At 39.9% G+C, this 24,772-nt stretch carries 23 protein-coding genes; 17 read left to right on the top strand and 6 right to left on the bottom strand.

The genetic code is table 11. The features are described from left to right. Positions 1 to 40: 40 nt before the first annotated feature. Together smc and ACQ2HE_RS06065 are read left to right on the top strand one after the other, a co-directional pair. On the top strand, positions 41 to 3,559 hold the full coding sequence (gene smc, locus ACQ2HE_RS06060) for a chromosome segregation protein SMC (RefSeq protein ID WP_430897396.1): 3,519 nt from the start codon (positions 41 to 43) through the stop codon (positions 3,557 to 3,559). Between the two features lie 287 nt (positions 3,560 to 3,846). Further along, the gene (locus ACQ2HE_RS06065; protein ID WP_430897395.1) at positions 3,847 to 4,179 is read left to right on the top strand and encodes a DMT family protein; all 333 of its coding nucleotides are present in this window, start codon (positions 3,847 to 3,849) and stop codon (positions 4,177 to 4,179) included. 2 nt (positions 4,180 to 4,181) lie between these two features. On the opposite strand, the gene ACQ2HE_RS06070 is transcribed toward ACQ2HE_RS06065, so the two are convergent. Together ACQ2HE_RS06070 and ACQ2HE_RS06075 are read right to left on the bottom strand one after the other, a co-directional pair. Next, complete coding sequence (locus ACQ2HE_RS06070) at positions 4,182 to 5,171, bottom strand: WD40/YVTN/BNR-like repeat-containing protein (RefSeq protein WP_430897394.1); 990 nt, start codon at positions 5,169 to 5,171, stop codon at positions 4,182 to 4,184. Between the two features lie 4 nt (positions 5,172 to 5,175). Further along, positions 5,176 to 5,856: a thioredoxin domain-containing protein gene (locus ACQ2HE_RS06075; RefSeq protein WP_430897393.1), complete on the bottom strand. Its 681-nt coding sequence runs from the start codon at positions 5,854 to 5,856 to the stop codon at positions 5,176 to 5,178. 853 nt (positions 5,857 to 6,709) lie between these two features. Between ACQ2HE_RS06075 and ACQ2HE_RS06080 the strand changes: the two genes are divergently transcribed. Then, complete coding sequence (locus tag ACQ2HE_RS06080; RefSeq protein WP_430897392.1) at positions 6,710 to 7,357, top strand: hypothetical protein; 648 nt, start codon at positions 6,710 to 6,712, stop codon at positions 7,355 to 7,357. On the opposite strand, the gene ACQ2HE_RS06085 is transcribed toward ACQ2HE_RS06080, so the two are convergent. The 3 genes from ACQ2HE_RS06085 to ACQ2HE_RS06095 form a co-directional block, all read right to left on the bottom strand. After that, the gene (locus tag ACQ2HE_RS06085) at positions 7,354 to 7,641 is read right to left on the bottom strand and encodes a hypothetical protein (RefSeq protein ID WP_430897391.1); all 288 of its coding nucleotides are present in this window, start codon (positions 7,639 to 7,641) and stop codon (positions 7,354 to 7,356) included. The two genes, ACQ2HE_RS06080 and ACQ2HE_RS06085, sit on opposite strands and share 4 nt — an antisense overlap. Before the next feature lie 120 nt (positions 7,642 to 7,761). After that, positions 7,762 to 8,025: a hypothetical protein gene (locus ACQ2HE_RS06090; protein ID WP_430897390.1), complete on the bottom strand. Its 264-nt coding sequence runs from the start codon at positions 8,023 to 8,025 to the stop codon at positions 7,762 to 7,764. Positions 8,026 to 8,231: 206 nt separating this feature from the next. Beyond that, the gene (locus tag ACQ2HE_RS06095) at positions 8,232 to 9,185 is read right to left on the bottom strand and encodes a bifunctional riboflavin kinase/FAD synthetase (RefSeq protein WP_430897389.1); all 954 of its coding nucleotides are present in this window, start codon (positions 9,183 to 9,185) and stop codon (positions 8,232 to 8,234) included. A gap of 118 nt (positions 9,186 to 9,303) precedes the next feature. Here ACQ2HE_RS06095 and ACQ2HE_RS06100 point away from each other — a divergent pair, with 118 nt between their 5' ends. The 6 genes from ACQ2HE_RS06100 (at position 9,304) to ACQ2HE_RS06125 (ending at position 14,924) form a co-directional block, all read left to right on the top strand. Then, a complete protein-coding gene (locus ACQ2HE_RS06100) occupies positions 9,304 to 10,515 on the top strand; it encodes an AIR synthase related protein (protein WP_430897388.1) in 1,212 nt (403 codons plus the stop codon). A 392-nt stretch (positions 10,516 to 10,907) separates the two neighbouring features. Continuing rightward, positions 10,908 to 11,765 (top strand): sigma-70 family RNA polymerase sigma factor, encoded by an 858-nt coding sequence (locus ACQ2HE_RS06105; protein ID WP_430897387.1) that lies wholly within the window; start codon positions 10,908 to 10,910, stop codon positions 11,763 to 11,765. Between the two features lie 117 nt (positions 11,766 to 11,882). Then, positions 11,883 to 12,773, top strand: coding sequence for a DUF4249 domain-containing protein (locus tag ACQ2HE_RS06110; RefSeq protein WP_430897386.1), 891 nt, complete (start codon positions 11,883 to 11,885; stop codon positions 12,771 to 12,773). A gap of 80 nt (positions 12,774 to 12,853) precedes the next feature. Continuing rightward, positions 12,854 to 13,792 carry a thioredoxin-disulfide reductase gene (gene trxB, locus ACQ2HE_RS06115; protein WP_430897385.1) on the top strand — a complete coding sequence of 313 codons (939 nt, stop codon included), beginning with the start codon at positions 12,854 to 12,856 and terminating at the stop codon, positions 13,790 to 13,792. A 12-nt stretch (positions 13,793 to 13,804) separates the two neighbouring features. Then, a complete protein-coding gene (locus tag ACQ2HE_RS06120) occupies positions 13,805 to 14,167 on the top strand; it encodes a dihydroneopterin aldolase (protein ID WP_430897384.1) in 363 nt (120 codons plus the stop codon). 4 nt (positions 14,168 to 14,171) lie between these two features. Next, positions 14,172 to 14,924 (top strand): tetratricopeptide repeat protein, encoded by a 753-nt coding sequence (locus ACQ2HE_RS06125; RefSeq protein WP_430897383.1) that lies wholly within the window; start codon positions 14,172 to 14,174, stop codon positions 14,922 to 14,924. On the opposite strand, the gene ACQ2HE_RS06130 is transcribed toward ACQ2HE_RS06125, so the two are convergent. Beyond that, positions 14,921 to 16,279 carry an MATE family efflux transporter gene (locus tag ACQ2HE_RS06130; protein WP_430897382.1) on the bottom strand — a complete coding sequence of 453 codons (1,359 nt, stop codon included), beginning with the start codon at positions 16,277 to 16,279 and terminating at the stop codon, positions 14,921 to 14,923. The two genes, ACQ2HE_RS06125 and ACQ2HE_RS06130, sit on opposite strands and share 4 nt — an antisense overlap. A gap of 101 nt (positions 16,280 to 16,380) precedes the next feature. Here ACQ2HE_RS06130 and ACQ2HE_RS06135 point away from each other — a divergent pair, with 101 nt between their 5' ends. Genes ACQ2HE_RS06135 through ACQ2HE_RS06170 form a run of 8 tightly spaced genes read left to right on the top strand, consistent with a single transcriptional unit; the run spans position 16,381 to position 24,754 of the window. Further along, positions 16,381 to 17,220, top strand: coding sequence for a DUF3822 family protein (locus tag ACQ2HE_RS06135; RefSeq protein WP_430897380.1), 840 nt, complete (start codon positions 16,381 to 16,383; stop codon positions 17,218 to 17,220). After that, the gene (locus tag ACQ2HE_RS06140) at positions 17,208 to 17,753 is read left to right on the top strand and encodes an RsmD family RNA methyltransferase (RefSeq protein WP_430897378.1); all 546 of its coding nucleotides are present in this window, start codon (positions 17,208 to 17,210) and stop codon (positions 17,751 to 17,753) included. Before ACQ2HE_RS06135 ends, ACQ2HE_RS06140 begins: the two co-directional genes overlap by 13 nt. Before the next feature lie 8 nt (positions 17,754 to 17,761). After that, positions 17,762 to 18,403 carry a dethiobiotin synthase gene (gene bioD / locus ACQ2HE_RS06145; protein WP_430897376.1) on the top strand — a complete coding sequence of 214 codons (642 nt, stop codon included), beginning with the start codon at positions 17,762 to 17,764 and terminating at the stop codon, positions 18,401 to 18,403. After that, positions 18,397 to 18,966 (top strand): 5-formyltetrahydrofolate cyclo-ligase, encoded by a 570-nt coding sequence (locus ACQ2HE_RS06150; RefSeq protein WP_430897374.1) that lies wholly within the window; start codon positions 18,397 to 18,399, stop codon positions 18,964 to 18,966. The genes bioD and ACQ2HE_RS06150 overlap by 7 nt, the downstream gene beginning before the upstream one ends. Then, positions 18,956 to 20,044, top strand: coding sequence for a tetraacyldisaccharide 4'-kinase (gene lpxK / locus ACQ2HE_RS06155; RefSeq protein ID WP_430897372.1), 1,089 nt, complete (start codon positions 18,956 to 18,958; stop codon positions 20,042 to 20,044). The genes ACQ2HE_RS06150 and lpxK overlap by 11 nt, the downstream gene beginning before the upstream one ends. Next, a complete protein-coding gene (gene rnr, locus ACQ2HE_RS06160) occupies positions 20,037 to 22,058 on the top strand; it encodes a ribonuclease R (RefSeq protein ID WP_430897370.1) in 2,022 nt (673 codons plus the stop codon). Before lpxK ends, rnr begins: the two co-directional genes overlap by 8 nt. 3 nt (positions 22,059 to 22,061) lie before the next feature. Beyond that, a complete protein-coding gene (locus tag ACQ2HE_RS06165) occupies positions 22,062 to 23,027 on the top strand; it encodes a polyprenyl synthetase family protein (RefSeq protein ID WP_430897368.1) in 966 nt (321 codons plus the stop codon). Positions 23,028 to 23,065: 38 nt separating this feature from the next. After that, positions 23,066 to 24,754 carry an amino acid permease gene (locus tag ACQ2HE_RS06170; protein WP_430897366.1) on the top strand — a complete coding sequence of 563 codons (1,689 nt, stop codon included), beginning with the start codon at positions 23,066 to 23,068 and terminating at the stop codon, positions 24,752 to 24,754. The last annotated feature ends 18 nt before the right edge of the window (positions 24,755 to 24,772 follow it).

Genomic DNA, 24,772 nt, shown 5'->3' on the forward strand with positions numbered 1-24,772 from the left:
TCCTTAGTTTATATTTGCGACCTGCTAAAAATTATCAATTGTGCGATTAAAGAGTTTAGAAATCAAAGGGTTTAAAAGTTTTGCTGATAAAACAGTATTAAACTTTGACGAAGGAGTTACTGGTGTAATTGGTCCTAATGGATGCGGTAAAAGTAATATCGTAGATAGCATCCGTTGGGTTATTGGAGAACAGAAGATTAGCCACCTTAGAAGTGAAAATTTGGAAAGCTTGGTTTTCAATGGTTCCAAAACACGTTCTGCTTCCGGTTTGGCCGAAGTAAGCCTGACTTTTGAAAATACAAAGAACCTCCTTCCTACTGAATTCAATACGGTTACTGTTACTCGTAAATTCTATAAAAGCGGTGAGAGCGAATATCGATTGAATGATGTTCAATGTCGTTTAAAAGACATCCAAAACCTCTTCCTCGATACGGGTGTTAGTACCGATAGCTACGCGATTATTGAATTGGGAATGGTGGACGAAATCATCAAGGATAAAGAAAACAGCCGCCGACGCATGCTGGAGCAAGCGGCAGGAATTTCGATCTACAAAACGAGAAAGAAAGAAGCGAAGAACAAGCTCGATGCCACAGAACAAGATCTTGCACGTATTGAGGATCTGTTGTTTGAAATCAACAACCAACTGAAAAGCTTGGAAAACCAAGCGAAAAAGGCCGAGAAATACTACGAGATTAAAAAAGAGTACAGAGAGCTGAGTATTGAACTGGCTAAAGCTGCACTGGAAGGCTTCAACTTAACTTATCGTGAGTTGAATCAACAAACCGAAGCAGAAACAGACCGAAAGATTCAATTGGAAGCAGTGATCGCATTGGAAGAGGCAGCGCTGGAATCGGAAAAAACCGGTTTCATTGAAAAGGAGAGAGCCCTACAAAGCATGCAAACGGAGTTCAATGAATTGCTTCAAACCCTCAGAACCCGTGAAAATGAAAAGAACCTTGCAAGCCAACGATTGAATTTCCTTAATGAGAGGGCAACAAACCTTCAAGACTTTTTGACTAAAAGTGAAGGACAACTTACCGGATTAGAAGAAAGCATTGAGTTTACCAAACTTCAGATAGACGAAGAAAAAGCCAAATTAGAGTCTTTAGAAAGTCAATTGGAAGACGTTCGTCAAACTGTTGATGAGAAAAGACGAGTTTTTGATGAGAAAAGATCTCATGTTGACACCTTAAGAAGTGAAAACCTTCATATCCAACGCAATCAATTTGAAGCAGAGAAGAAAGTAGCCGTAGCAGACACTTCCATCCAAAATCTTCAACGTACCATTCACCAATTGGAAGAAGAGCAAGCAGCTCGAAACAGCCAGCTGAAGCAATTGGAGGAAGAACGTTCTGTAAAGGAAGAAGAACTGGAGCGTCGTAAAACCGATTTGGTTCAGCTACAAGAGCACAATGAGAGAACGCGTGAGTCAATTCTTCAAACGCAAAGTGAATTAGAGCGTCTTCGTCAGGAACTAGCTGATGAAAGCCGTAAACTGGACGCTAAGAAGAACGAATTCGATCTTTTAAAGAGTTTGATTGATTCGATGGAAGGGTATCCGGAGAGCGTTAAATTCTTGCACAAGAATCCGAATTGGAACCACACTGCTCCAATTTTATCGGATATAATATATGTAAAAGAAGAATACCGTGCTGCTTTAGAAAATGTACTCGAACCCTATTTGAACTACTATGTAGTGAACAATTTGAGTGAAGGGATGCAAGCAGTTCACTTACTCGATAACAATAAGAAAGGGAAAGCCAACTTTTTCTTACTCGATAAACTGGCTGATCAATCGGCAACAGGCCATCGCCCTGAGAATACCATTCCTGCCTTGGAAGTGATCGAAGTTGATGCACAATACCGCTCATTGGCCAACCACCTTCTTGGTAATGTATTTATTGCGGAGCAAGAGTCGGCACTTGAAAATAGCAATGGCTCCATTGTTATCGAGAAAACCGGAAAATATGTGAAAGGAAAGTACTCGTTAACAGGGGGAAGCGTTGGATTATTTGAAGGTAAAAAGATCGGACGTGCTAAAAACCTTGAGAAATTAGCAGAAGATATTCATGCTCAAGAAGCCGTTGTAAATTCACTGAAACAGTCGATTCAAGAAAAACACAACGAAGTTATTAGTTTCAACGAACAACTGAAAGAACAAGCCATTCGCCAAGCTCAAGAAGACATTAACCGTCTCACCAATCTGGTATTCTCTCTTCAGAATAAAATTGAAAACCTTCATGGTTCTCAACATGTGGCAGAACACCGTTTGTCTGAAACTCAAATTGTATTAGAAGAAACCATTGCGGCAGTTGAAGGTACTAGAAATGAATGGACACAGTGGGTAGCTCAGTTGAACGACTTGAAGGAAAAACTTCAGGCAACGGAAGCCGATTATAAATCGATTGAAGAAGCCTATGGGCAGGCACAAGCCAGCTACAATGAATTCAATTTATTGGTAGCCCGTCAGCACAGTAAAATCAACGCTTTAGAGCAAGAACGCGAGTTCAAAAGCAATCAATTGGTTGAATTGAAGGGTCAAATAGAAAGCAATGCCTCTCAGTTAAAACAAACAACCGAACAGATATCTGAAAGTGAAGTAACGCTTCAACAGGCTGAAGAAGGTCTGGTAAATTTACTCAGAAAAAAAGAAGAGGACGAGAAAGTGTTGAATGAAGCGGATCAGGCTTATTATAATGTAAGAAATGCGCTAGGTGAGAAGGAAAGTGAGCTTCGCCATAAAGTAAAAGAGAAGGACCAACTCGAACATCTTCTCGCTTCTATTAAGGATAAGCTGAATGAACTGAAATTGCAGCTTGCCGGTATGAAGGAGCGTTTGCATGTAGAGTTCAGGATCAATCTCGACGATATCTTGGATCAACCAAGAACCTCCGAAACGCCGGTGGAAGAGCTTCAAGAAAAAAGCGATCGCATGAAAAAGCGATTGGAAAATTTGGGTGAAGTGAACCCTACTGCCATCGAAGCCTTCCAAGAGATGAAGAAACGTTACGAGTTTATCTTGGAACAAAAGAATGACTTGGTAACAGCTAAAGACAGTTTGTTGCAAACCATCCAAGAGGTAGAGGCTACGGCCAACCAACAGTTCTTGGAGACTTTCAATAAAGTTCGAGAGAACTTCCAAAAAGTGTTCAAAGCTTTATTTACGGAAGATGATACAGCCGACATGGTGTTGGAAAATCCGGAGAACTTAGCCGAAACCAGTATTGATATTGTAGCAAAGCCAAAAGGTAAACGCCCATCTTCAATCACCCAATTAAGTGGGGGAGAGAAGACCTTAACTGCAACAGCATTGCTGTTCGCGATCTATCTCATTAAACCGGCACCATTCTGTATTTTGGATGAGGTTGATGCTCCTCTAGATGATGCCAACGTTGGAAAATTCACCAATATGATTCGCAAGTTCAGTGAAGAAAGCCAGTTTATCATTGTTACGCACAATAAGCAAACCATGAGTTCAGTGGATGTAATTTATGGTGTAACCATGCAAGAGCCGGGCGTCAGCAAACTTGTTCCGGTCGATTTTCGATCCCTCAATTAGTATTGATATATATCAAAGCCGGAACATATGTTCCGGCTTTTTTCTACGTAAATATTCATTGCTTTACTAGTGTATTTACTATTGTTGGCAAATACCTAAGGGTGTACCTTTAGGCCTGATTACGAGGTTGCTACATCAATTGTCTGAGCCGGTCAATTTTTATTGACCGGAATTTTTTTTATTGGGCACTACTTCTTTCAATAATTAACAATCGTAATTTTCACAATAGGGTTTCCATTTAGAGTTATTTAGCTTTTGATGCCTAATTTTGAGGCTCAATTCTGGATATGATCAAGACCTTTTTACTTCTCTTAGCTTCCAATATCTTCATGACTTTTGCTTGGTATGGCCATCTTACTGAAAAGGAAATTCCTATCTGGAAAGCAATTCTAATTAGCTGGGCTATTGCTTTTTTTGAGTATTGTTTGATGGTGCCTGCAAATAGAATGGGCTATGCAAATGGAATGACAGCATACCAACTGAAAATTAGTCAAGAAGTTATTACGCTGATTGTTTTTGCGGTGTTTGCTGTAGTGGCTCTAAAAGAACCGTTTCACTGGAAATACCTTGTGAGCTTTGCCTTTATTTTAGGAGCCGTATTTTTTATGTTTAAAAAGTAAGATCACCATTCAATAGTAGCAAACTTTCCGCGGCCTCCGGCCAAAATCACTTTCTTTGCTCTGGGAACAACACTGATTACATGAAAAGACAACTTGCTGAAATTCTTCCAAGTTTTGCCATTGTCGTTTGAAATATCGACCCCGGAAGTTCCACTACTGATCCATGTTTTCCCAAATACATACTTTACACAACTTTTGTATCCACTGGCCAACGAAAACAAGTTCCAATGACTTCCTTTATCAAAACTAACAGCGCAAGCTGCTGCAGTGTCTTTATCATTAGAAAAATCGCCTCCAACAACAATCAAGGTTGATTTGTGTTGATCAATGGAGTTCGCCCCTGTGCTTTCCGCTCCTTGTTTTAAAGGCAGCACTGTTTTGCTTGTATTGATATAGAAATTAGACGCCTTCCCTCCCGAAACCAATAAGAATGATTTGGGTGAAGTCATGCGAATATTAGTGCCACTCGAAGCAAAAAATGCTTCCCCTTCTGTTACTTGAATTGAATTTTCTTGCACCAACTTTTTCCAAGTATTTCCGGCATCCGTAGTCGACGCAAAATAAACCTTACCATTAATAGGGTCACCCACCACCAATCCGTTTTTGGCGTCAAAAAAGTCAACGGCATCCAAAAACATTCCTTTGGTAGAGTCGGTAAAAACAATTTGCCAGTTTTTGCCTCCATCGTTGGTTCTCAGAATTTGAGCGGGTTCTGCAATGGCAATGACCAATGCATTGTTCTCATCAAAAGCATGTATGTCTCTGAATTCTCTTTTTTCAAAGCCTTTGATTTGCTGCCATTGCCAACTAACACCTCCATCCAGTGATTTACCAATAGTTCCGGCGCTACCGCTTGCCCAAATAATGGATTTAGAAACAGCATGTAACCCCCTAAACGAGGCTGTTGTTCCTGAAGATAACTCAGTGATTTTTTGTGAAAAAAGGCAGCTACTGAGTAAAAGCGCTGCCCCCAATAATCTTAACTTAATCATGGTACTATTGTATCGCTTTTAGTAAGTCTTCCTTCGAAACAATTCCTTGATGGCGCCATACCTCTTTTCCATTCTTATATACTATAAATACCGGAAGGGCTTCTACTTTTTCTTGTTTCATAATGTCATTGTCTTTGCCGCCATCAACTTTCACCAATTTGAATTGGTTGCCGTTGGTTTTGATCAAATCAGCGAGAACAGGCTCCATTTTTTTGCAAGGGGGACACCATTCCGCGCCAAAATCCACCAATACCACCGAATTACTGTTTATTGCTTTTTGATAGTCGGTAGAAGTCATTTGAGGACCGGTGTTAGCTCCTTCTACCGGCATTCCCGCGGCTTTCCAAGCCATCATTCCTCCTTTCAATTCAACAACTGAATAGCCTTTTCCTCGCAACATGCCGGCAGCAGCAGCGCTTCTACCACCCGATAAACAATAGACGTATACTTTCTGCTCTTTATTCAAATACTGCGTGCGATCGTTGAATTGTGCTTTATTGTTCCAATCGGCTTGCAATGCACCTTTGATGTGACCCGATTTGAACTCTTCAGCTGTTCGAACATCTAAAATCTGAATATTCTTTTGCTGAATACCGGAATTAAAATCGGTTGGGGGAACCTGGTCTTGTGCAGATGCGCACGAAACCATTACGATGGTTAATAGTAGGAACGAAATCAGTTTCATGAACTAAAATTACGAAGTAGCATGTATATAAAACAAAAATCCCGCCTCTTTGGAGGCGGGACAATTTTTTCAGTCGATCTACCATTAAGTCTTCGTCGGCATTAGATTCAATTCCATTTTGGTTTCAAGGATGATGACCGGGTTTGGTTCATAAGATTGGTGGATTCGGATTTCTTTGGATCTTGGACGTTTGGTTTCAAGGATTTTAGGACGGTTTCGATTTCTCGATAGCTATTGGATCTTCGTTTTTCTTGGATCTTGGACTTGTCCGGTTTTAAACTTGATATTGGATTCGGACTTGGATTTTGGATCGGATTTCTTAGGATGTTTTGGACCGTTGTAACTGATACAAAAGTAGTGTACAGTTTCTTACCCGCATAGAGCAAATCTGCTCCTTTTTCAGGCTTCAGATTTCTACCTCCCATTTCGTATTCTTCACGAATTTTGCTCGAAATACTACGTTGTATTAGTTCGTATAAATACGTGATTTGACCGATTCCTAAGAGTTTTCTTCATTTTTATTCTAAGCAAACATACCCCTATACAGGTTTTTTCGGAACGTTTCCCATTTATGGAATGGGGAAGCGTTTTTTTAAGCCTATTATTTTACCCAATCTCCCTAGTTACTGCCGAATGGAAGAAAATTCAGAAATGAAAGAAAGTCGGTAACTCAATACCTGTCTGGCTTTTCATGAGGAATGTAGTTTTTACTAACAGCGGGGGTTACCGTAGTTTCTTAGCAAACATCGTATTTTATGCAAAAGGTTAAAAAAGTACTAATACTGAATATAAAATATCATTACAATATAAGAGCTTTCGTATACGATTAAAGGTTAGATAAAATATCCGAACTGTGAAAGCCGAAATCTACAATATCGTTTCAATTGCCGCTAGCATTGCATATTTCATTCCTATTCTATTACTGGCTATCAAAAAAATGTGGAAGCAAACTCCACTCTTGCTTTTTTCCTGTTACTGGCTCCTTACCGGAATAATCAACATCATGGATCGAGTTCCGGGTATTCCCCGCGAAACACTACAGATGGTGACACTTGTATACAATATGTTCGATATTCCCATCATTTTATTCATACTAGGGATTGCTACACAGTATAGTTTCATAAAAACCATTACAAAATTCGCGGCTCCGGGTTTGTTGGCTATGCAGTTGTTGTTTTTCATTGTACAAGGATGGCAGTATGAGGCCGCTAAATATACTCTGGCCATTGGGCTTTTGATCGTACTTTTTGTTGTGTTGGCTGAAATCGCCCAATACATGATGAAGTTAGAACACTCAGCATCGGAAAATGCGATGATTTATATTTACATCGCCTTGTTATTCGCATATGGAACCTTTATCGTGATCTATATTTTCGACTACGTAATAAAAGTTGCCGGAACAGATATTGATAATTTTCTGATCTACTATATATCCTCTCTGATAGCAATAATAATTGCCTCCTTTGCATACATGAAACATAAAGAAAGAAAATACATCTAAGAGAAAGATGTTTTCTGAAGTGGCAGCACAATGAATAATTTAGAGTGTTGCGTTTTGAAATGTAAAGAGTACGCACCATTTTTAAGGTACGATGTAGGAAGAATGAATTCTTGTTCGTCTTTGTTCAGTTGTATTTGCTGCTCCAACACCATTTCACCATGTATGTTGTATAAAAACAACCACCCCAATTCTACTTGAACGGGTTTTATTTTCAGCTTACACAAAGCTGAAAAAGGATTGTTTACAATCTCAACAATACTATTGCTATAATTTATTACAGACATTGTTTTCACTTTTCATCAGATACGTACTAAGTTAAATGCTTCGATGTGAACTTGAACTTAAAATTGACATACTAAGGAATAATACTTAGGAAAATTTAGTTGGGACTAAGAAGGGGAGACCTATTCATCCTCTTCTTCGTATGCATCCCATCCTTCATAAAATACCGTCATGAATTCCTTCACTTTTTCATCGGTCATACATTCTATGATATCGTGCATGTTATCCGACTTTTTTTTCCAGTCGTATTCCAGTACCTGACCATATTTTTTGATATATACACAATGATCTGTTTCAACTGTTACTTCAATAACGGTAACAGCTGAATCCGGCTTTTCTTGTATTAAGTAAAAGCAACGGGGCTCCAATAATGAATACGAATACATACACACTCCAGTTTAAATGGTTAAATAGAAATACAGCACAGAGTGGGTTAGTAAGTTGTAAGAATTAATGGGGAGTAGTAGTAACTGATGGAAGTCAAATTTAGTTCAAAATCTGATTCCCCAAGACTTTCTTCGGGTATTTTACAATTATTTTTGACTTATCGTAAATTGATTGTAAATCAACTAGTTAGAGCGAGTGTTGTTTTTTAAATCAAGATAGATTCTGCAGTTGATTGATCCTGATTTAGTTGTGCTTTTAAGGCATCTAAACCGGCAAATTTTTGCTCATTTCGAATAAAATCGATCAATTCTACTCTAATAAATTGATCGTAAATATCTTGATTGAATTGAAAGAGATTAACTTCTATCACTTTGTTCATTCCTCCTACAGTTGGGCGTATTCCAATATTCATCATTCCTTTCAATTTTACGGGATTTTCTTGTGTGGTATACGCTTTAGTTTGAACAGTTGCTTTCACTGCGTATACGCCGTTACTTGGAATGAGTTTATCGGGAGAAACAATGTTTAAGTTGGCAGTTGGAAATCCAATGGTTCGTCCAAGTTGGTTTCCTTTTACCACTAATCCTTCAAAAAAATAAGGATACCCGAGAAGGGTTCTGGCTTCACGTACCAAACCTTTGCCCAAGGCTTCTCTAATACGGGTTGAGCTAATGGCATTTGCTTCCAGAACTTGGGCAGGAATTTCTTTCAATTGATATCGATAGATCGATTGAAGTTGTTCAAGCAAGGCAAAGTTGCCGGATCTGTTTGCACCAAATCGGTGGTCGTAACCTATTATAATTGCTTGGGGAGAAAAATACCGCACTAAAAAATCACGAACATAGGAGGTAGCGTCCATTTTGGCAAACGTTTCAGTGAAGGGGATGATTACCAAATGATCAATACCTGCTTTTCTCAATAAAAGAATACGTTCTTCTAAAGTGGTTAATAAACTGAGCGGTTGGCCGGAATGAGAAACAATATGCCTCGGATGAGGGTGAAAACTTATTAAAACTGAAGTGCCTCCGATAGCGGCGGCCTCTTTTTTCAGTTGATTTAAAATGTATTCATGACCCAGATGAACGCCATCGAAGGTTCCAATGGTAATTACTGCCTTTTGAAACTGTGGTAAATCGTTTATTCCGTAATGAACTTGCATATTGGGGTTGCAAAATTACTTAAACCTGCATTAACGTGAAAGAATAGTGAAAAACTGACTTGAATTTATTTTCGGAGACAAGGAAAAATGGCGGACATTTGCCACCTAATTCACCAATATGAGCTTGTATTCCAAAAGAGGGGTTTCAGCCCAAAAAGAAGAGGTACATAAGGCGGTTGAAAAACTAGACCAGGGGCTATTTGCACACGCATTTTGCAAGATTTACCCCGATTTTCTCACCGGTGATGCCAATTGGGTGAATTTAATGCATGCCGACGGGGCCGGCACCAAAAGCATCTTAGCTTATTTGTATTGGAAAGAAACGGGCGATAAATCGGTTTGGAAAGGAATTGCACAAGACGCAGTGGTGATGAATCTTGACGACCTTCTTTGTGTAGGAATTAACGATAATTTACTCTTCAGTTCCACCATCGATCGCAACAAACGACTAATACCCGGTGAAGTGCTGGAAGAAATCATCAATGGTACGCAAGAATTATTCGACGAACTCAAAACTTATGGAGTAAATATTCATTATTTGGGAGGCGAAACAGCTGATGTGGGCGACGTTGTTCGTACGATAGCTGTGAATGGCACAATGACCGCCAGATGGCCCAAAGAAAAATTGGTAACAAACAATGATATTGCTCCTGGACAAGTTATCGTAGGATTTGCTAGCTCCGGTAAAACAAAGTATGAGTCTGCTTATAACAGTGGAATTGCTAGCAATGGGTTAACAAGCGCTCGTCACGACGCTTTGTCTAAATGGTATGCATCCGAATTTCCGGAATCTTTTGATAATGGATTAGACCAAAACGTTGTATATATCGGCCCTTATCGATTCACGGATAAAATTCCCACAAACTACATCGAGCAGGCTACAGCCACCGAAAAAGAACTTGTAAAAGATTTGACCGTTGGAGACTTACTTCTTAGTCCTACAAGAACCTTCGCACCTTTGGTAAAGGGACTGCTCTCCGAAATGTTTTCCGATGTGAAGGGCATGATACATTGCTCCGGTGGGGGACAAACCAAGTGTATGAAATACCTACCCGGTAACTTCAGAATCGTAAAAGACAATTTAATGAAAGCACCGGTTATATTTCCCATGCTTCAGGATGCATCGGGAAGTGATGATCGGGAAATGTATCAAGTATTCAATATGGGACATCGCTTGGAAGTATTCACCACCGAAAAAGCCGCTGTTGGAATGATTCAAATGGCGCAATCACTTGGTATTGAGGCGCAAATAGTAGGAAGGGTAGAAGCTTCAGAAAACAAAAAATTGGAACTTCATAGCCCTTCTGGAACAATTGAATATCTCTATTGATAATCAATCTTTTATAAAGATTGACGAGAATTGATAAGACGACTATTCACAACAGTGAAAAAATTTCCGCAACTTTTTTTAAAAAAAAATCAGTTTTCGCACAATAATGTTAAAAAAACTGAAAATGACGCCCGTATTGGGTTACATTCGATTTGAATAGGTATTAACACTACCGGTTTAAAGGAAAAACTGGGGTAAGTGGGGAGTTAAAGGAGTTGAAAGGCTATGAATTCTCAAATTTGATGTTTACATTTGTCCATACGGTTTAATGGATTGGACGCTTTTAACAGCCTGTTAGCAAGGGCTTTGCAACCTACCTTGAACATACTTAGTCTTTAGATTGTTGATCCTGTACCCACCATTCGGTCACAGTCATAACTTTTATTACGAATATGAGACAGCTCAAAATTGCTACCCAGATCACCAATCGCGACTCGCAGGCAGTAGAAAAGTATCTTCAGGAAATCTCTAAGATTTCGATGATCACTCCCGAAGAGGAGACAGTACTTGCCCAGCGCATTAAAATGGGAGATCAGAGAGCATTAGACAAGTTAGTACAGGCGAACCTTCGTTTCGTTGTATCTGTAGCAAAACAGTATCAACACCAAGGTTTATCATTGAGCGATTTGATTAATGAAGGAAATTTAGGTTTGATTAAAGCGGCACAACGTTTTGATGAAACAAAAGGTTTCAAATTCATCTCTTACGCTGTTTGGTGGATTCGTCAGTCGATTCTTCAGGCTTTGGCCGAGCAAGGACGTCTGGTTCGTCTTCCACAAAACAAGATCGGAACTTACAATAAAGCAAACAAAGCTTATATGGCTTTCGAACAAGAACACGAACGCGAGCCATCTACTGAAGAGTTAGCTGAATTGTTGGAAATGAGTGAAACAGAAATCAATAATATTTTCCAAAGTAATACACGTCACACCAGTTTGGATGCTCCTGTTCACGAAGCAGAAGACGTAGCCATGGGTGATTTATTAGAAGGCGCCGACGATACCGATGACGATGTGATGAAAGATTCACTCCGAAACGAAATTCGCCGTGTGTTGAAATCTTTAAGTCCACGTGAAGCTGAAATTGTAAATGCTTATTTTGGTTTGGATGGCGAAAATGGCGTTACAATTGAGCAAATTGGTCAGAAATACGATCTTACCAAAGAACGTATTCGTCAGATCAAAGAAAGAGCTATTAAGCGTCTGCAAAAAGCACGCTATAGCAATGCTCTGAAAGCTTATTTGGGTTAAATTTTAATGGGTTATAGTACCGTCCCGTCGGAGTTTCCGACGGGATTTTTTTTGCCTCTATTTTAACAATTATCATCCTTTTGATGTTTAGTTTAGAATGGTAACTTTGCCCCTGATATGAAATGGAACCAAATCCTAGGAATGTGTTTAGCAACTGTATTGTTCTCTTCTTGTGAAAAGTCGATCAGTTTTACTCCCGAAAATAGCGATCCACTGCTAGTGGTGGAGGCGAGCATTGAAAGTGGTCAAGCACCAACTGTTATTCTATCAAAGTCTGTCAATTACTTTTCTAAAATTAGCCCCGATATTTTAGCAGGAAGTTTTGTGAGAAATGCCAAAGTGACGATGTCGAATGGCGCTTTAACTCATACTTTGAAAGAGTATGCGATACCCAATGTGAATGGATACACCTTGTATTATTATTCCATTGATTCTTCACAGCTACAAACTGCCTTTATTGGTACTTTTAATACCAAATACGACTTAAAGATTGAGGTCGACGGTATTGTGTATACCTCTTCAACAACCATTCCGGCATTAACAAAAACGGTGGATTCTTTATGGTGGGAACCGGCTCCACCTTCCGTTGATACCCCTTATGTAAAATTAATGGCTCGTATTACTGACCCACCCGGCTTTGGAAATTACATCCGCTATTTTACCAAAAAAAACAGTGAACCTTTTTACCCGGGCCGGAACTCGGTTTTTGATGATCAAATTGTAGATGGGCAAACCTATAATGTGCAGATCGACCGTGGAATCAACAGAAACGATACTACAGAAGATAAAAATGCTTCTTACTTTAAACGTGGAGATACCGCTAGTTTTAAGCATTGCAATATTGACAAAGCAACCTACGACTTTTGGCGCACCATCGAATATAGTTATGCTTCCATCGGTAATCCATTTTCGTCTCCCACCAAAGTATTAGGGAATATCAGTAACGGCGCTCTGGGTTATTTTGGCGGTTATGCCGTTATGGTAAAAACCATTGTTATACCTAAATAGAGGTTATTCACATGTGCGCTTACGCACAAATATGCAATTCATTATATCCTAAATTTGCTCCCAATTAAAGAAAAGATACTATGAGTAGTGAAAAAGTACATTGTTTAATAATAGGCTCAGGACCAGCAGGTTATACTGCGGCAATTTATGCAGCCCGTGCCAACATGAAACCTGTTTTGTACCAAGGAATTCAACCCGGAGGTCAGTTGACCATTACTACTGAGGTTGAAAACTATCCCGGATATCCGGAAGGTATCCAAGGTCCGGAAATGATGATTGATTTCGAAAAACAAGCTGTTAGAATGGGTGCTGATATCAGATATGGATTGGCAACCAAAGTTGATTTTTCGGCTCAGCCTTTTAAAGTGTGGATTGATGAAGAAAAATTAATTGAAGCCGATGCAGTCATCATTGCAACAGGTGCTTCTGCAAAATGGCTTGGGTTGCCGAGCGAAGAGCGATTGAATGGTTTTGGAGTAAGTGCATGTGCCGTTTGTGACGGTTTCTTTTTCCGTGGCAAAGAAGTAGCTATTGTTGGTGCAGGCGATACAGCAGCTGAAGAAGCCTTGTACTTGTCAAAGCTTTGTACAACTGTTCATATGTTGGTACGTAAAGAAGCAATGCGTGCTTCGAAGGTTATGCAAGACCGAGTGCTGAATGCGCCAAACATCAAAGTGTATTGGAATAGCGAAACAGATGAAATTATTGGAGAAAACAAAGTTGAGGCGGTTCGTATCAAAAATGTGAAATCTGGTGCCACAGAAACCATCCCTGTTCAAGGTTTCTTCGTAGCCATTGGCCACAAGCCCAATTCAGATATTTTTAGTGAATATATAGATATGGATGAGGCGGGTTATATCAAAACCATTCCAGGGTCATCAAAAACCAATGTTGAAGGCGTATTCGCTGCAGGAGATGTACAAGATAAAATCTATCGTCAGGCAGTAACAGCAGCCGGTAGCGGGTGTATGGCGGCGCTTGATGCAGAACGTTACCTTTCTGCTAAAGGCCTCGTTTAAACATTTAAAAGGATGGTTACAATTGAATTAAAAGATTTATTGCTGTATAGCAAACATGGAATTTTCGAAGGGGAACCGGTATTAGCCGCCCCCTTTGAAGTTTCTGTGATCCTGAACTACCAAGAAGATCCTGAATCCGTGTTTTTTCAATTGAGCGAAACCATCGACTACGCCGCCGTTTTTGAAATTGTGAAAGCTCAAATGGATATTCCATCGCCTTTATTAGAGCAAGTGGCTCTTAGGATCTCAATTAAATTAAAAGAAACCTATCCGCAAATCTTAGAATCGGTTGTGAGCATCTACAAGTTAAATCCGCCGGTTCGTCAGTTTGAAGGAAAATTGGGCATTCGTTTGCACAAGACTTATTCAAACTAAATGTATGAGACTATTTTGGATAACACTTTTTGCTTTTTTCACTGTTGATACTTTATCTCAAGAAATACATCCATTTGTAAAGGAAGCGCAGCAATTGGAACGACAGTTCAATGATCAAGCAGCGTTGAACAAATACCTCGAAGCATCAAAAGCCCAGCCGGGTCAAATTACTACAATTTGTAAAATAAGCGAGCTATACAGTGTTCTCGGAAAGCGTCAGAAATCAAAAGAACAAGAGAAGGCCTACAACAAAGCAGCTAAGCAGTATGCTGAACAAGCATTGAGAATGAATCCTAATAGTAGCGATGCCAATTTTGTGATGTCGGTGGCTATGGGGAGAGCTGCATTATCGGAATCGGGTCAGGCTAAAATTAATGCAGTAAAAGACATCAAGCGTTATGCCGAAAAGGCCATTCAATTAGATCCCGGAAATGCCCGAGCATACCACGTTCTGGCCCGCTGGCATTTAGAAGTGAGTAGTTTGTCGAGTTTTGAAAAGTGGTTGGTAAAAGTAACTTTTGGAGCTTTGCCTGCAGCCAGTTTGGATGATGCAATCAAATACTATGAAAAAAGCAAACAACTGAACCCTCAACTACTTCAAAATTATTTGGATTTAGCCCGATGCTTTCAAAAAAAAGAAGAAGAAACGAAAGCCCTTACTTTCTTGCAATTGCTTCAAAAAATGCCTGCAAATAATACAGAGGAACAGTGGGTTAAACAAGAAGGAAGTAAACTATTGAAGGAACTTCAAGATTAGATCTCTTTATTTTTCCATTTTTCTCCCCTCATATACCACCACGATGGAATACAGATTCCAATCCAATAGATCCATTCACTCATCCAGCCTATTTCAATCGGCAAAAAGTAATAATCCAATACCAAGTACACATAAGTGCAATAGAGAACAATGGTGTATGCTTCAATAAGCAGCGTTATTTTAGTATTGCCACTTCCTGTAACAGCATTCATTAAAACTGTTGAGAACGACATAAGAATCATGGCACTTGAAACAACTCTTATTACGGGAATGGCTGCATTTACAAAGCTTGCATCCTGACCATAAATTGAAAGGAAGGTTTCCGGAAACAAATTCAATAAAATAGCCATCAATATTGAGAAGCCTGTACTTAATTGAATAATTCTATAAAGCAAAGTCCATACTTCTTCTTGTTTTTTTTGTCCGATCAAATTACTTACCATGGTATTGCTGGTAGCGGCAAAAGCCCAGGTAACGGATCCAAAGAAACCGAATACATTCCGCATGGTATTTGAAATTGCCAATGCTTGCGCACCATGACCATCTATCAAAAGGAAAAAGTACTCCCAACTCATGATGCTGATGGCGTGTTGAAATATCAGTGGAGCGGACATTTTCAAGATACGCTTCATATTTTCAGTATCCCACGACCAATCACTGAACAGTTTGAAACGTTTTCCAATACCCTTGGCATGAATCACCCAATACACCACAAAAAGACCAATCATTTCTGCAAATATGGAGGCGTAAGCGGCACCATTGAAGCCCAACTGGGGGAAGCCATATTTTCCAAAAATTAATAGGTAATCGAGTAACACATTGCTCAGTGCTTCTGCAATGGTTCCGGCAACCAAATATTTGCTTTGGTTGGTTCCTACCAACAATGCATTGCGCATCTGATAAATATACAAGAAGGGGAGGCCCCAAATTCGAATGTAAAGAAAGTGAACTGCTTTGTTGTATCTGGTTGAATCCGAAATAAAGAGTTTGAAAACGTGTGGTACCAAAGTATAGGTGAGAATAATCCCCATGAGGGCTATCACCAATGAAATAAAGACACCTTGATTGAAAATTTTACCAATTTCTTCGGGCCTGTTTTCTCCAGCCCTACGGGAAATGAGTGCTTGCATTCCATTGTTCAATCCAAATCCAATAGCTGCAAAAATTAGGTAAAAAACACCCGTAACGCCTGCTACAGCCAACGCTTGATCACTGTAATGCCCCAAGAAAACATTGTTGGTAATAAAGTTCAATTGGGGAATCAGAATCGCGAAACTGATCGGCAGCGCAATTTTAATGATTTGTGACCTACTGGTGGTCACTTGTAAAGAAGAATCAATTATTGGCTCACTCATATCCGTTTGCAAACCTAAGCGTATTTTTGCAAAGCCGAAAGGTAAAAAATCTGTTAGGGTACAGTAGTATCCAGTAATTTATAGTATCATTGCGAATCTGTATGATTAAACCGGTTATCGATATTAAAATTGGCGAAGTGATGGATTCCGACCGATTGTGGACGGAATTGGGAGAGCATCATTTTACGGCCGTATGGTTAAATACGGGTAATCAGAAAGTGCAGCGCTGGTTGCATTGCGAAATTGATACGCTTGAAGGAATTACTGTTGCCGATCAGTTGAAGCAGTTCTGGAAAGAACAGTCGGATTTAGACCACACAAGATTGGACGTAATAATTGCCTATAATTTTATGGATGTTCACCTGTTACCGGATCATCTGTTGCAGGGAGACGGGAATAAAGCAGTAACCGACGCTTTATTAGGATCGGCCAATCGTGGGCTCGTACTAGTGGATAAGAACGACTCATTTCAAACCTCAGTACTATATAAAATTCCTCGCGAAATACACAGCTTCTTTCAAACTTTGGTAAAGCCCGGAAAGTATTGGCATATTCAAAGTTTGTTTATGCAATCAGATTTGTTGCATATGAATCAGGGGAAGCAGCTGTATCTGGTTTTTTATCATGGCAGGGTCCTAATTCGGTTGTATAATAACGGGCAACCAATGATTATTCAAATGTATGAATATCAACAACCGGAAGACATTAGTTGGTACTTGCTGAGTGTGTGTCATTTTCATCAAGTTTCGTTGGATCAAGTGTCGATAAAAGTATCCGGAATGATTCAACAAGATTCTGTTTTGTATTCAGAACTCAATAAGTACTTTAGGATCGAACTTTATACAGAAACCGGCCAATACTTTGATTCGGAAGACGGGTCTCAAGATTATCCCTCGCATTATTTTTCACCCATTTTATCGATGAGTACATGCGTATCATAAGTGGATCTTTAGGTGGGCGTAGAATTAATCCGCCGGCTAAAATGCCGCACACCCGACCAACAACCGATATAGCAAAAGAAGGGCTTTTCAATATCATTCAAAGCAATATTGAAATTGAAGGAATTCAAACTTTAGACTTGTTTGGCGGAACGGGGAGCATTAGCTATGAACTGGCATCAAGAGGGGCAAAGGAGCTCACCATTGTAGAAAAAGATCCGGAGATGTACGAGTTTATTTGCAAAACTGCCGCCGCATTGAAATTAGCGCAACTCAAGGTAGTGCGAATGGAAGTATTCAAATTCATTGAGCAATGCAATGGGCAATTCGATTTTATATTTGCCGGACCTCCGTATGCGCTTACCACAATTGATGAGTTGCCACTAAAAATTTTTGAGAAAAATTTACTGAAACCCGGAGGATGGTTTGTATTGGAGCATACTCCACGAAATAACTACGAACATTTAGAACAATTTGCCACAGCTCGCAACTACGGCACTACTATTTTCTCAATTTTTCTGAACCGAGTAAAGTAAAGGTGTTTATGACACAGGAAAATGTGTTTTTTGTAACCGGAATTGGAACCGGAGTAGGAAAGACAATTGTATCAGCAATTTTAGTGGAAGCCTTGAAAGCCGATTATTGGAAGCCCATTCAAGCGGGAAGAGACCCCGATACCGACGCTGCTACGGTAAAAAAATTGATTTCAAACAAGAATTCAGTTATCCATCCCTCTGTTTATGAACTTGAAACCCCAGCATCTCCACATCAAGCCGCTAGGATTGAAAAAGTTGATATTGCCCTTGAAAAAATTGTTGCACAGGTTCCACAAATTTCTCGTACCTTAATAGTTGAAGGTGCAGGAGGTATACAGGTACCGATAAATGAAGATATTTTTATCACTGATCTCATTGCTGTACTTCACGCAAAAGTAATTTTAGTGAGCCGTAATTATCTTGGAAGTTTAAATCATTCATTGTTAACTGCGGACTTTTGCAAAAACAGACAAATCTCTGTAGCTGGTTGGGTTTTCGTAGGGTATGATTCAACTTACGAAAATGATTTGGTTCGTTGGACCGGTTACCCCAAGTTAGCTTCAGTACCCGATGTAGACGATCCTGGTAATCTCTTTGTTAAGGCTTTAGCTGATTCGTTGAGCGAGTCAATAAAAGAGACACTATGCTGAAAAAAGCACTAAGGGACACTTATTTAAAGAAAAGACTGGAACTAAACCCACAAGCTTTTGCCGAAGCAACTTCGGTGATAGTGAATCATTTTGAGTCGCTTCAGCTTCAGAATGTAAAAAAAGTGCTTTCTTATTATCCCATACTTTCTCGGAATGAGTTTGATGTTAGCCATTGTACCGAGATTCTTGTTCGAAAAAATCCTTTAGTTCAAATTGGTTGGCCTCGAATTGACGCTGACAAAAACACCATGGAAGGCTTTACAGTAAGTCCTGATGGGCTTTACTCGAAGAACAAATACAATATTCTTGAACCTATAAATGGTATCTGGATGGATCCGGAAACCATTGACCTTGTTTTGATTCCATTGCTTTGTTTCACTACCAAAGGCTTTCGCGTAGGGTATGGAAAGGGCTATTATGACCGTTTCTTGGTACGCTGCAAGCCGGATGTAATAAAACTTGGATTTTCCTTTTTTGATCCGGTGGATGCAATTGAGGACATCGACCAATTTGATGTACCTTTATCCTATTGTATTACACCATCTCGTATTTATGAATTTTAATGCGCCGCTACTTAGACCAATCCGCATATTACTGTTTCCGATTTCATTAGTGTATGGTGCAATCATATGGGTGCGAAACCGTGCATTTGATCGCAATATTCTGGGGAGTACTACCTTCAATTTGCCAATGATTTGTGTAGGAAATCTATCAGTTGGAGGTACCGGAAAATCAACGATGGTAGAATTTCTTATTCAACGCCTTCACACTTCTTACCGAGCAGCCATATTGAGTAGAGGATACAAAAGAAAGACGAAAGGATATGCCCTCGCAAACAGTAAAACCACCGCACTGGAAATTGGTGATGAACCCATGCAATTTCATCTAAAGTTTCCCGAAGTTGCGATTGCTGTTGGAGAAGCGCGAATTGAAGCGATTCCGCAATTGTTACATGATAAACCTGAAACAGAATTGGTAGTACTAGATGATGCCTTTCAACATCGAACCGTTCAAGCCGGATTCAATATTATTTTAACAGACTATAGTAATTTGTATTCTAGAGACTGGTTCTTACCAACAGGTGATTTGCGCGATGAAAAGTCAAGCGCTTCAAGAGCACAGTCGATTATCGTTACAAAGTGCCCGTCGCAACTTTCACATGATCAAGCAACTGCCATTCGAAAGGAACTAAGACCCGCTCCCGGTCAATCGGTGTATTTTTCAACATTGAAGTATGGCCAGCCTTACCATATTAACCTACACCACATAAAGGAATTGGATGCCGAAACAGAAGTGTTATTGGTAAGTGGAATAGCCAATCCACTTCCGCTGAAGGCCTATTTGCACGAGCATACCAAAACCTACTATGAAATGTTATACAGTGATCATCATATTTTTACTATCGACGATTGGAGAGAAATTCTCAAACGTTTCGATTTTATTCAATCGGAGAAGAAATTGATCATCACTACTGAGAAAGATGCAGTTCGCTTGATAAAGTTTGCAGAAGAATTAAAAGAAGCCCCCATTTATGTTCTTCCCATAACCATGGAGGTATTGTTCAATCAGGAAGAAAATTTAATGAATAGTATTCATGAATACATTCAAAAGCATTTAAGAAAAGAAATAAACAATGTCTAGAAAAAAACATAAAGGAAAATCCAAAGGTCGCAAATCAATTCCGGGAGCATCGTCCTTTAAGGGAGTGCTCGATATTACTCGTTCGGGAATCGGTTATGTAATTGTTGAAAATCAAGCAACCGATATTATGGTTCGCCCAAACGATTTTAACAATGCATTGCATGGCGATACCGTTTTGGTGAAAGTAAATGAAATGAAGAAGTCGGGCCGAATGCAAGGCATTGTAACGGAAGTGTTAAATAGAAAGCAGCTGTCTTTCATGGGGAAATTGCAAATGGGGAAATCCTTTGCTTTCTTCATACCAGATTCTGACAAGCCAATGCCCGATATCTACATCCCATTTGAAAACATCAATGAAGCGAAAGATGGCGATACGGTGATTGTAAAAATTGTTGAATGGGAAAAGAATAAAAAGCCGGTAGGCCTCGTAACACAGAAATTGGAACCATCTGATGCCAATGACTTAGCGATGAAAGAATTACTGATGGAGGGCGGGTTTCCATTGATGTTTTCCGACGAAGCCTTGGAAGATGCAGCTCGAATTCCTGATAGTATTCCTGCATCAGAATTTAGTATTAGAAAAGATTTCCGAACAACCCTGACCTTTACCATAGATCCGGTTGATGCGAAAGATTTTGATGATGCGCTTTCAATTAAGCTATTGGAAAATGGTCATTACGAAATTGGCGTTCATATCGCCGATGTTAGCCATTATGTGGAAGCCGGCACTGCGTTGGATGCCGACGCTTACGAACGAGCTACTTCGGTGTATTTGCCAGATCGCGTATCGCCGATGTTACCCGAACATATTTCCAATGTACTCTGTTCGCTGAGACCTAAGGAAGACAAATTAACCTTCTCGGCCGTTTTTGAAATCAATACAAAAGGTGAAGTAAAAGATACCTGGATCGGCAAAACAGCCATCCATTCAGATCATCGCTTTACTTACGAAGAAGTACAAGAAATATTGGAAAAAGGAGAGGGGCATTTAGCAGATGAACTCTTGCTCTTAAATAAACTGGCACAGAAGTTCAGAAAACAACGATTTAAAAAAGGAGCGATTAATTTTTCATCACAAGAAGTACGATTCAAATTAGATGAGAAGGGAAAGCCCATAGGGATCGTTGTAAAAGAAAGTAAAGAAGCTCATCAACTTATTGAAGAGTTCATGCTGTTGGCCAATAAGGCCGTCGCTATTTATGCAGGGAAAGTGAAAGTACACGGTCGGGAAATCCCTTTTCCTTATCGAGTACACGATACACCTGATGAACAAAAGCTGCAGCCTTTTGTTGATTTTGCGAAGAAATACGGTCACAAGTTTGATATAGGAAGCCCGGAAAAAATTGCCGCCTCTTTTAATCAAATGCTGGAAGACGCCAAGGGTAAACCTGAACAGCACGTATTGGAGCAATTGGGAATTAGAACCATGGCTAAGGCTATTTATACTACGGAGAATATAGGGCACTATGGACTTGGATTCGAACACTATTGTCATTTTACTTCTCCCATTCGCCGATATCCCGATATTTTGGTTCACCGAATCATTTATGATCTACTGAACAATGCTCTTGAAATTGATACCAAATTAGAGCAGAAGTGTAAACATTGCAGTGAGCGTGAAAGAGCCGCCATGGAAGCTGAAAGAGCCGCCAACAAATACAAACAAGTAGAATTTATGAAAGACTACTTGGGTGATGAATTCGATGGTGTGATAAGTGGGGTAGCGGCCTTCGGATTTTGGGTAGAAACTATTGAACACAAATGTGAAGGATTGGTAAGTATCAACCATCTTTCTGACTTTGATGATTTCAGACTAATTGAATCGGATTATAGTTTGGTGGGAATGAGAAGTGGTCGTAAGTTTAAAATGGGCGATAAAGTTCGCATCAAAGTAGTGGCGGCCAATTTAACAAAGCGACAACTTGATTACGAGTGGGTACTCGAGAAAAATTCAATTGAATCTGCCGACGATTCAACAACTGAAACTAAAAAGAAAACCAAAAAGAAGCACTAAAACATGCAGTCGTTTGAAGCATTATTGAAGGAATTCACTGGAAAGTTTGCCAATCTAACATTTAAAGGGCATCCCGAAAGCCTGTATGAACCGAATAACTATTTTTTGAGTTTGGGAGGCAAGCGTGTACGTCCGGTGATGGTGTTAATGGGTAATGATTTGTTTGAGCAAATTCATCCAGATGCCTATCAAGTAGCAAACGCTATAGAGTTGTTCCATAATTTCACCCTTATTCACGATGATATCATGGACAATGCTCCGTTGCGCAGGGGTATGACAACCGTACATGAAAAATATGGGTCTTCAACAGCTTTGTTGGCGGGCGATGTTATGTTTGTAGCTGCCTACGAACAATTAGCTAAAATTCAGCCTTCACTGCTACCTAAAATACTTTACTTGTTCAATAGAACGGCAAGGGAAGTGTGCGAGGGACAACAGTTGGACATGGATTTTGAAAAGATGAGCACGGTGACACTGCAGCAATACATCGAAATGATTACATTGAAAACATCGGTGTTGTTGGCAGCTAGTTTGCAAATGGGTGCTATATTGGGCGGCGCGGGTGAAGGCAATCAAAAGCATATTTATGAATTTGGAAAGAATCTTGGAATTGCATTCCAAATTCAAGACGACTACTTGGATGCGTTTGGCGATCCGGAAAAATTTGGTAAACAAGTTGGGGGAGATATTCTTGCCAATAAAAAGACCTTTTTATTGATACAAGCACTCAGTGTTGTGCAGGGAACAGATAAGAAAGAATTAGAGCTGCTTTTGAGCTCCAATCCCGCAGATAAAGTACAGCGTGTAGTGGAGTTATTTAAGAAATCGGGAGTAGATCAATGGGCCTTGGAATTAAAGGCAAAGTACTACGATACTGCAATGCAGCATTTGGAAGCCATTGCAGTTTTACAGCATCGAAAAGAACCTTTACAAGGATTAGCAAATTTTCTCATACAACGGGAATATTGATCTTTTCCTTATCTTGAACTCCGTAAAACAACTGCTGCATGAGTAACTCTTTGTTTCGTAAAAAATCGATTCAGAAAATAGTTCAAGAAGCCGAACAAGGCTTAACTGATGGACACGCAGATGCGGGTGGATTGAAGAAAGTACTGGGTGTAAAAGACCTCACTTTCATGGGGATTGCTGCCGTAGTTGGCGCCGGTATATTTTCTACTATTGGTACTGCCGCTTCAAACGGCGGGCCTGCTATTTCTCTTCTTTTTGTGATTACTGCAGTTACCTGTGGGTTCTCGGCGCTTTGTTACGCAGAGTTTGCAAGCAGGGTTCCCATTGCCGGCAGTGCATATACTTATGCCTATGTTACATTCGGTGAAATAGTAGCTTGGATCATTGGATGGGCGTTAATATTAGAATATGCAATTGGGAACATAGTGGTAGCTATTTCTTGGAGTAGCTATTTCAATAATCTTTTAATGGATATTGGCATTCACTTGCCGGGATGGGCCATTGTAGACAGTACCACCGCAGAAGCAGCCTATAAAGCCACTACTGAGGCGATTGCGGCGGGAAAAGTTGCAGATGCAGACATGCAATCAATCGTGAATGCTTGGAACAATGCGCCGATCTTATTTGGATACAAGCTCTTTCTCAATATTCCTGCTTTCATTATTGTAGGCTTGATTTCAGCGCTTACGTATGTTGGAATAAAAGAGAGTAAGAGCAGTGCCAATTACATGGTGATTTTTAAGATCATAGTGATCATTTTTGTCATCATTTTAGGCATGTTCTACGTACAGCCCTCTTATTGGAGCCCTTTTATGCCCAATGGCTTTGAAGGTGTATTGAAAGGGGTGTCAGCTGTATTCTACGCCTATATTGGATTTGATGCTATATCAACTACCGCGGAAGAATGTAAGAACCCTCAGCGCGACTTGCCTAGAGGAATGATTTACTCTTTAGTGATTTGCACGGTGTTGTACATTCTCATTGCCTTAGTGTTAACAGGCATGGTGCATTACAGCGAATTAAACGTAAATGATCCACTTGCATATGTATTCTCTAAGAAAGCTCCCTGGATAGAAACGGTGGTATCAATAAGTGCTGTAGTGGCTACAACAAGTGTACTGTTGGTATTCCAGCTTGGTCAACCAAGAATTTGGATGAGCATGAGCCGAGATGGGCTTTTGCCAAAAGCATTTGGTAAAGTGCACCCTAAATTTCAAACACCCTATTTTTCAACAATCGTAACCGGAATTCTTGTGGCCGTTCCATCATTGTTCATGCAAAGTTCTAGGATGACCGATTTAACCAGCATCGGAACCCTATTTGCATTTGTATTGGTGGCTGCAGGTGTATTGATGTTGCCCAAAGATGATGGTGGTTCTAACAGAAGTTTCAAACTGCCCTATATCAACGGCCAGATCATTGTTCCGGCCTTGTATTTGATATTCGTAATAGCCTCAATGGGAAGAATCACAGATGCTATAAAAGGACTTGGGAAGGAAGGATTGCAAGAAGTTCTTTTTCTTGCTTACATTGTTCTGGCAACTATTGTAAGTGTTCTTACAGCTCTCAAAAAGCTATCATTGATCCCGATCCTTGGGGTACTAAGTTGTTCCTACTTACTTATTGAGATTCCGGCTATTTCCTGGATCTGGTTTTTCTGTTGGATGGCACTAGGGTTGTGCATTTACTTCCTCTATGGTTATTCACACAGTAAGCTAAAAGCCTAAAAAAGCCCTCTTTTCTTC

Origin of the sequence: Endoryza foliicola (assembly GCF_050589245.1) — a bacterium.
In the GTDB taxonomy this organism is placed as follows: Bacteria; Bacteroidota; Bacteroidia; order Chitinophagales; family Chitinophagaceae; genus Endoryza; species Endoryza foliicola.